This window comes from Streptomyces sp. SID11385 (genome assembly GCF_010548245.1).
Classification (GTDB): domain Bacteria; phylum Actinomycetota; class Actinomycetes; order Streptomycetales; family Streptomycetaceae; genus Streptomyces.
Genome location: NZ_JAAGLR010000114.1, coordinates 1 through 5,569 on the forward strand (window position 1 = coordinate 1; position 5,569 = coordinate 5,569).

5 protein-coding genes and 1 pseudogene are annotated in these 5,569 nt (G+C 74.3%); 3 read left to right on the top strand and 3 right to left on the bottom strand.

The features are described 5' to 3' along the window. Positions 1–300 precede the first annotated feature (300 nt). The gene (locus tag G3I42_RS03850) at positions 301–942 is read right to left on the bottom strand and encodes an HAD family hydrolase (protein ID WP_164282433.1); all 642 of its coding nucleotides are present in this window, start codon (positions 940–942) and stop codon (positions 301–303) included. 441 nt (positions 943–1,383) lie between these two features. Between G3I42_RS03850 and G3I42_RS03855 the strand changes: the two genes are divergently transcribed. Then, complete coding sequence (locus G3I42_RS03855) at positions 1,384–2,886, top strand: DHA2 family efflux MFS transporter permease subunit (RefSeq protein WP_164282437.1); 1,503 nt, start codon at positions 1,384–1,386, stop codon at positions 2,884–2,886. 234 nt (positions 2,887–3,120) lie between these two features. Here G3I42_RS03855 and G3I42_RS03860 read toward each other — a convergent pair whose 3' ends face one another. Next, positions 3,121–4,035 carry a Gfo/Idh/MocA family oxidoreductase gene (locus tag G3I42_RS03860; protein WP_164282434.1) on the bottom strand — a complete coding sequence of 305 codons (915 nt, stop codon included), beginning with the start codon at positions 4,033–4,035 and terminating at the stop codon, positions 3,121–3,123. Between the two features lie 115 nt (positions 4,036–4,150). Here G3I42_RS03860 and G3I42_RS03865 point away from each other — a divergent pair, with 115 nt between their 5' ends. Beyond that, positions 4,151–4,807, top strand: a complete 657-nt coding sequence (locus G3I42_RS03865; RefSeq protein WP_164282435.1) for a haloacid dehalogenase-like hydrolase — start codon at positions 4,151–4,153, stop codon at positions 4,805–4,807. Between the two features lie 20 nt (positions 4,808–4,827). Here G3I42_RS03865 and G3I42_RS03870 read toward each other — a convergent pair whose 3' ends face one another. Further along, positions 4,828–5,208, bottom strand: coding sequence for a hypothetical protein (locus tag G3I42_RS03870; protein WP_164282436.1), 381 nt, complete (start codon positions 5,206–5,208; stop codon positions 4,828–4,830). A gap of 115 nt (positions 5,209–5,323) precedes the next feature. On the opposite strand from G3I42_RS03870, the pseudogene G3I42_RS36810 reads away from it, so the two are divergent. Continuing rightward, a pseudogene (locus G3I42_RS36810) lies at positions 5,324–5,569 on the top strand (hypothetical protein); the annotation flags it as partial.

Below are 5,569 nucleotides of genomic sequence, written 5' to 3' on the forward strand. Positions count from 1 at the left end.
GCCGAGGGCGAAGACCGCCGCGCCGAGCACCCCGCGCGCGGGGGCGAACCAGCGCGGCCACGGCTCCGGCACGCGTGCCGCCGTCCTCGCCCGCTCGGCGAGGTGGAGCGTCCGCTCCGCGTACTTCGTCGTTCCCGGCTCCGGTCCGTTGGGCACCGCGTCTCCCCCAGGTCGTCGTCTGCTGCCCGCCGCTCCACATTGGCACATACTTTTGCGCCTCAAAAGTATTTTGGCGTAAGGGAGTTGTCCCGCTGTGCGGGGCAAGCGGTGCGGAAAACGTGACGGCGGGGGCGACGCGCCTCACGCGCGCAGGGCCGCCTCCAGGCGGGTCAGCGAGTCCACACTCCAGTCGGCCGCCGCCCGCACCGTGGCGTCGTCCGCCCACCAGTGCCCCCACGGCCCGCGGCGCAGGTGGGCGACGCGGAGCCCGGCCGCCTTCGCGGGGAAGACGTCGTGCGCGGGGTGGTCGCCCACGTAGACCGTCTCGGCGGGTTCCGTGCCCGCCTCCTTGAGCACGCGGGCGAAGAAGTCCGGCGAGGGCTTGGCGAGTCCCCACTCCTCGGAGGTGGCGAGGAGGTCGACGGGGAGATCGAGGTCGCGCAGGAGCTGACCCGCGCGCGCGGTCTGGTTGCCCACGGCGAGGACGCGGTGGCCGCGCTCGCGCAGCGCCGCGAGGGCGGGGCGCACGTCGGGGTAGAGGTCGCTCTCGTCCAGGTACTCGCCCCTGCCCACGACGTCGCGCGCCTGCCGGGCCCCGGCGACGTCGATGCCCGGCCGCAGCAGCCGCAGCGCGTCGTCGTGGTCGCCCCCGGCCGCCACCGCGGCGCCGACGAGCGCGGAGACCGTGTGCCTGGGCACGCCCAGCCAGTCGGCCCAGCCCGACCAGTACCGGTCGTCCTTGACCAGGGTCTCGCCGATGTCGAACACGATCGTCTCGTTCATCCGCGCAGCGTACGAGCATCGGCGCGACGCACGGCCCAAGCGCGCCGCCCGCCGGGGACACGCCGTACGGCCGGGTGCGCCGCGCCCCGGGACACGGGGGACGACGCGCCCATCACCCCAAGAGAAGGTAAAAAAACGAAACGGTTTCGTTCACCATCTCGCCCCGTCCGCGCCCGATCCACCCCCATTGAGCTGCGTATTCCTGATATTCCGCGTCACCGCGGGTGACGCGCATCTCATTGCACACCAGGCAAGCTGTTGGAAGCGGCTCGATGCAGCCCTTACCGTTGTGTACGAAACGGTTTCGTTTTCCAGGTGGCCCGCTCACGGGCCCCGTCGTCCCGCGCCGCCCCACCGGCGCAGTTCCCGTCCCGTCAGCGTTTCCCACGCGCCCTGGAGCACCAGTCCATGAGTGAATCCACACAGACCATCGGTCAGCCGGTGGACCGGTCGCCGGCCTCCGCCGGCACTTCGGCGGCCACACCGGAGAAGTCCTCGAACCACCGCTGGTGGGTGCTGGTCGTCATCGCCCTGGCCCAGCTGATGGTCGTCCTGGACGCGACCATCGTGAACATCGCCCTGCCCTCCGCGCAGAAGGCACTCGACTTCAGCGACGGCAACCGGCAGTGGGTCGTCACCGGCTACGCCCTCTCCTTCGGCAGCCTCCTGCTGCTCGGCGGCAGGCTCGCCGACCTCCTCGGCCGCAAGACGGTCTTCATCACCGGCATCGTCGGCTTCGCCGCCGCCTCCGCGCTCGCGGGCGCCGCGCAGAACTTCGAGGTCCTCGTCACGGGCCGCGTCCTCCAGGGCGTCTTCGGGGCGCTGCTGGCCCCGGCCGCGCTCGCGCTGCTCAACACGACCTTCACGGACGCCAAGGAGCGCGCCCGCGCCTTCGGCATCTTCGGCGCGATCGCCGGTGCGGGCGGCGGCATCGGCCTGCTGCTCGGCGGGCTGCTCACCGAGCACCTGAGCTGGCGCTGGACCCTCTACATCAACCTGATCATCGCCGTCTTCGCGCTGATCGGCGCCGTCCTCTTCCTCGGCCACGCCAAGGCCACCAAGGACCGCCCCAAGCTCGACCTGCCCGGCACGGTCCTCGCCTCGGCCGGCCTCTTCGGTCTCGTCTACGGCTTCTCGAACGCCGAGACCCACGACTGGTCCTCGCCGATGACGTGGGGCTTCCTCGCCGGTGCCGTCGTCGTCCTCGCCGTCTTCGCCTGGTGGCAGACCCGCACCTCGCACCCCCTGCTCCCGCTGCGCGTCCTCGCGGACCGCGACCGCGGCGCCTCGTTCATCACGGTGGCGATCTCCAGCATGGGCATGTTCGGTGTCTTCCTCTTCCTGACGTACTACCTCCAGGCCTCGCTCGGCTTCACGCCGGTCAAGACCGGTCTCGCCTTCCTGCCGATGATCGGCGCCCTGATGGTGACGGCCCAGCTCTCGACCAACATGCTGCTGCCCCGCATCGGCCCCCGGCCGATCGTCCCGGTCGGTCTGCTGATGGCCTCCGGCGGTCTCGTCTGGATGACCGGCCTCGACCTGAGCAGCACCTACGCGGCCAACGTGCTGCCGCCGCTGATCCTCATGGGTCTCGGTCTCGGCCTCGTCATGCCGCCCGCGATGAGCCTCGCGACGAGCCGCATCGCGGCGAAGGACGCGGGCGCGGGCTCCGCCGCGGTCAACACGATGCAGCAGGTCGGCGGCGCCATCGGCACCGCGCTGCTCAACACGCTGGCCGCGAGCGCCGCGACCAGCTACCTCGTGGGCAAGAAGCCGAGCCCCGGCGTCCTCGCCCAGGCCCAGCTGGAGAGCTACTCGACCGCCTACTGGTGGTCGGCGGCCTTCTTCGCCGCCGGCGCGATCATCGCGGCGCTCATGTACCGCAGCGGTCGCCCCGACCTGAGCACCGGCGACGGCGAGAGCGCGCCCACGGTGCACATGTGACACCCCACCCGGTGCCGGAGACCACCCCTCCGGCACCGGGCCACGAACTCCCCGGGCGCGCATGAGCGGGCCTGCCCGGGGACACGCCGGAAGCCACGTGGGGACGGAGGCCCAGCCGGCGGCCCGGCCCGGGCATCCCGAAGCGGCATCGCCGCGAGGGATGTCCGGGCCTTCAGGCGTCTGCGGGGTGTGTGCGGGCCGGGCGAGGGCGGCCCGCCTCCGTACCGCCGCGTCTCAGTCCCGCGCTCCCGCCTCCCGTGCCGCCAGCACGACCCGTTCGCACAGCTCGTGGGTCTCCAGGGCGTCGCGCGCGCTGAGCGGGGTGCCGCTCGCGACCGCGTCGAGGAAGGCGTCGACGCACTGCTCGATACCGCGCTGGCGGGCGACCGGCGTCCAGTCCCCGCGGCGGCGGACCGTCGGCTGGCCGCGGTGGTCGGTGATCTCGGCGAGGTCGCGCACGACCCGCTTGGTGTCCTGGCCCGAGACCTCCAGCACCTCCTCCGTCGAACCGCTCACGCGGTTCATGACGCCGAGCGCGGTGAAGCCCGGCCCGGCGAGCTGGAGCACGACGTGCGAGAGGAGGCCGTCCTCGCTCGCGCGGGCGTGCACACGCACCTCGTCGGGGGTGCCGGGGACAAGGAAGCGGAGCGTGTCCACGACGTGGATGAAGTCGTCGAGGACGAAGGTACGGGCCCGCTCGGGCAGGCCGTGCCGGTTCTTCTGGAGCACGATCAGGTCGCGCGGGTGCTCCAGGCACTGGGCGTAGCCGGGCGCGTGCCGGCGGTTGAAGCCGACCATGAGCGGAACGCCGCGCTGCTCGGCGAGGTCGGCGACGCGCCGCGACTCCCTCAGCTCGTACGCGAGCGGCTTGTCGACGTAGGTGGGCACCCCGGCCTCCACGAGCCGGGTCACCAGCTCCGGGTGCGCCTCCGTCGCCGCGTGCACGAGCACCGCGTCGGGACGCGCGGCGAGCACCGCGTCCAGGTCGGTGTGCCGGCGCCCGGGCGGCACGTGGTAGCGGGCGCCGAGCCGGTCGAGGGTCGCCGGGTTCCGCGTGCACAGGAGCAGTTCCGTGTCCGCCCGGGTCCCGAGCACGGGAAGGTACGCCTTCTCGGCTATGTCCCCGAGCCCCACGCACGCGATCTTCACGGCACCGCCCTCCCGCCACCGCCCGCGCGGGCCCGCTGCCCGCCGCTCCGGGCGCGCTCGCAGCATAAGCGGGCCCGGGACGGGGCGCGCGGCCGGGCGTGGCAGGGTGTGCCCCATGCCCGCTCCTCGCGCTGCCGGTGCCGTCTTCTTCGACGTCGACGGCACGCTCGTGCCCGGTACGAGTTCCTCCGCCCACCTCGCCGCCTCGCTCGGCCACCTCGGCGGGCTCGTCGCGGCCGAGGAGGCGTACGCGCGGGGCGAGGTGGACAACCGCCGGGTCGCGGAGCTGGACGCGCGCGGGTGGCGGGGGGCCTCGGAGGGCGAGGTGGCGGGGCTGTTGCGGACGCTGCCGCTCGTCGCGGGGATCGCGGAGACCGTGGCCTGGTGCCGGGGGCAGGGACTCGTCCCGGTGCTCGCGACGCTGGCGTGGACGCCGGTCGGCGCGTATCTGGCGGAGCGTTTCGGCTTCCGGGCGTACGACGGCCCGCGCCCTGCGCGCGCGGGCGGGCGGTACACGGGGCGCGTCGCGCGGCACTTCGACGAACACGACAAGCGCGACGCCGCTCTCGCCCGGGCCGCCGCACTGGGTCTCGCCCCCACCGCCTGCGCGGCGATCGGCGACAGCCGCTCCGACCTGCCGCTCTTCGCCGCGGCCGGGCTGAGCATCGCCTTCAACGGCTCGGCGCACGCGCGCGCGGCGGCGGACCACGCGGTGGAGGGCGCGGACCTGCGCGCGGTGCTGCCGGTGCTGGAGGTGTGGCGGGGGCGGTGAGCGGGGCCGGGCGGGCGGGGTCAGCGCGGGAGGCCGGCCGCCGCGCGCGTGGCGGCGTCGAACTCCACGTACTCGATGATCGCGCCGCCCGGGTGCCGTACGACGAGGTTGCGGCCCGTGGGGACGGCGCGGGGCGGGGCGAGGATCTCCGAGCCCTCGCGCGCGGACCGGTCGAGCACGCCGTCGAGCGTGTCCACGACGACGGTGGCCTGCGTGGCGCGGACGGGGGCGAGCGCCTCGGGCGGGCCCGCGAGGAGCAGGAAGCCGCCGGTGACGGCGAGTTCGATGTCCCGGTGGGCGAAGCGGAGCCGCGGTTCCTCGCCGGTCAGGGCGCGGAAGGCGGGGAGCGCGGTGCCGAGGTCGTCGACGTAGAGGCGGGCGAGGGTGGCGAGCACGGTCATGCGCCCACTCTGCGCGCGTCAGCGCCCACGCGTCCACCACCCCACTCGTTGGGTGGACTTCGCCGCTTCCGGCTTGGTGCGGCGGGGCGCGGCTCCGCACAGTGGCGGGGTGCGAATGACGAGAACCGCCACCGGGGTACTGCTCGCCCTCGCGGGCGCGGCGCTGTCCGGGTGCCTGAGTGTGCGTGAGGCGGCGAAGGTACCGGCCGAGCCGACGGCGCGGGCGAGCCTCGCGGTGCCGGGGGCGCTCACCGCGTCCACGACCCCGCTGCCGAGCACCCGCCCCCACCGGAAGGCCCACTCCGCGGGGCACCGTGAGGACCCGGCGCCACCCCTGCCCGCCCCTCCCCCGCCCCGCGCG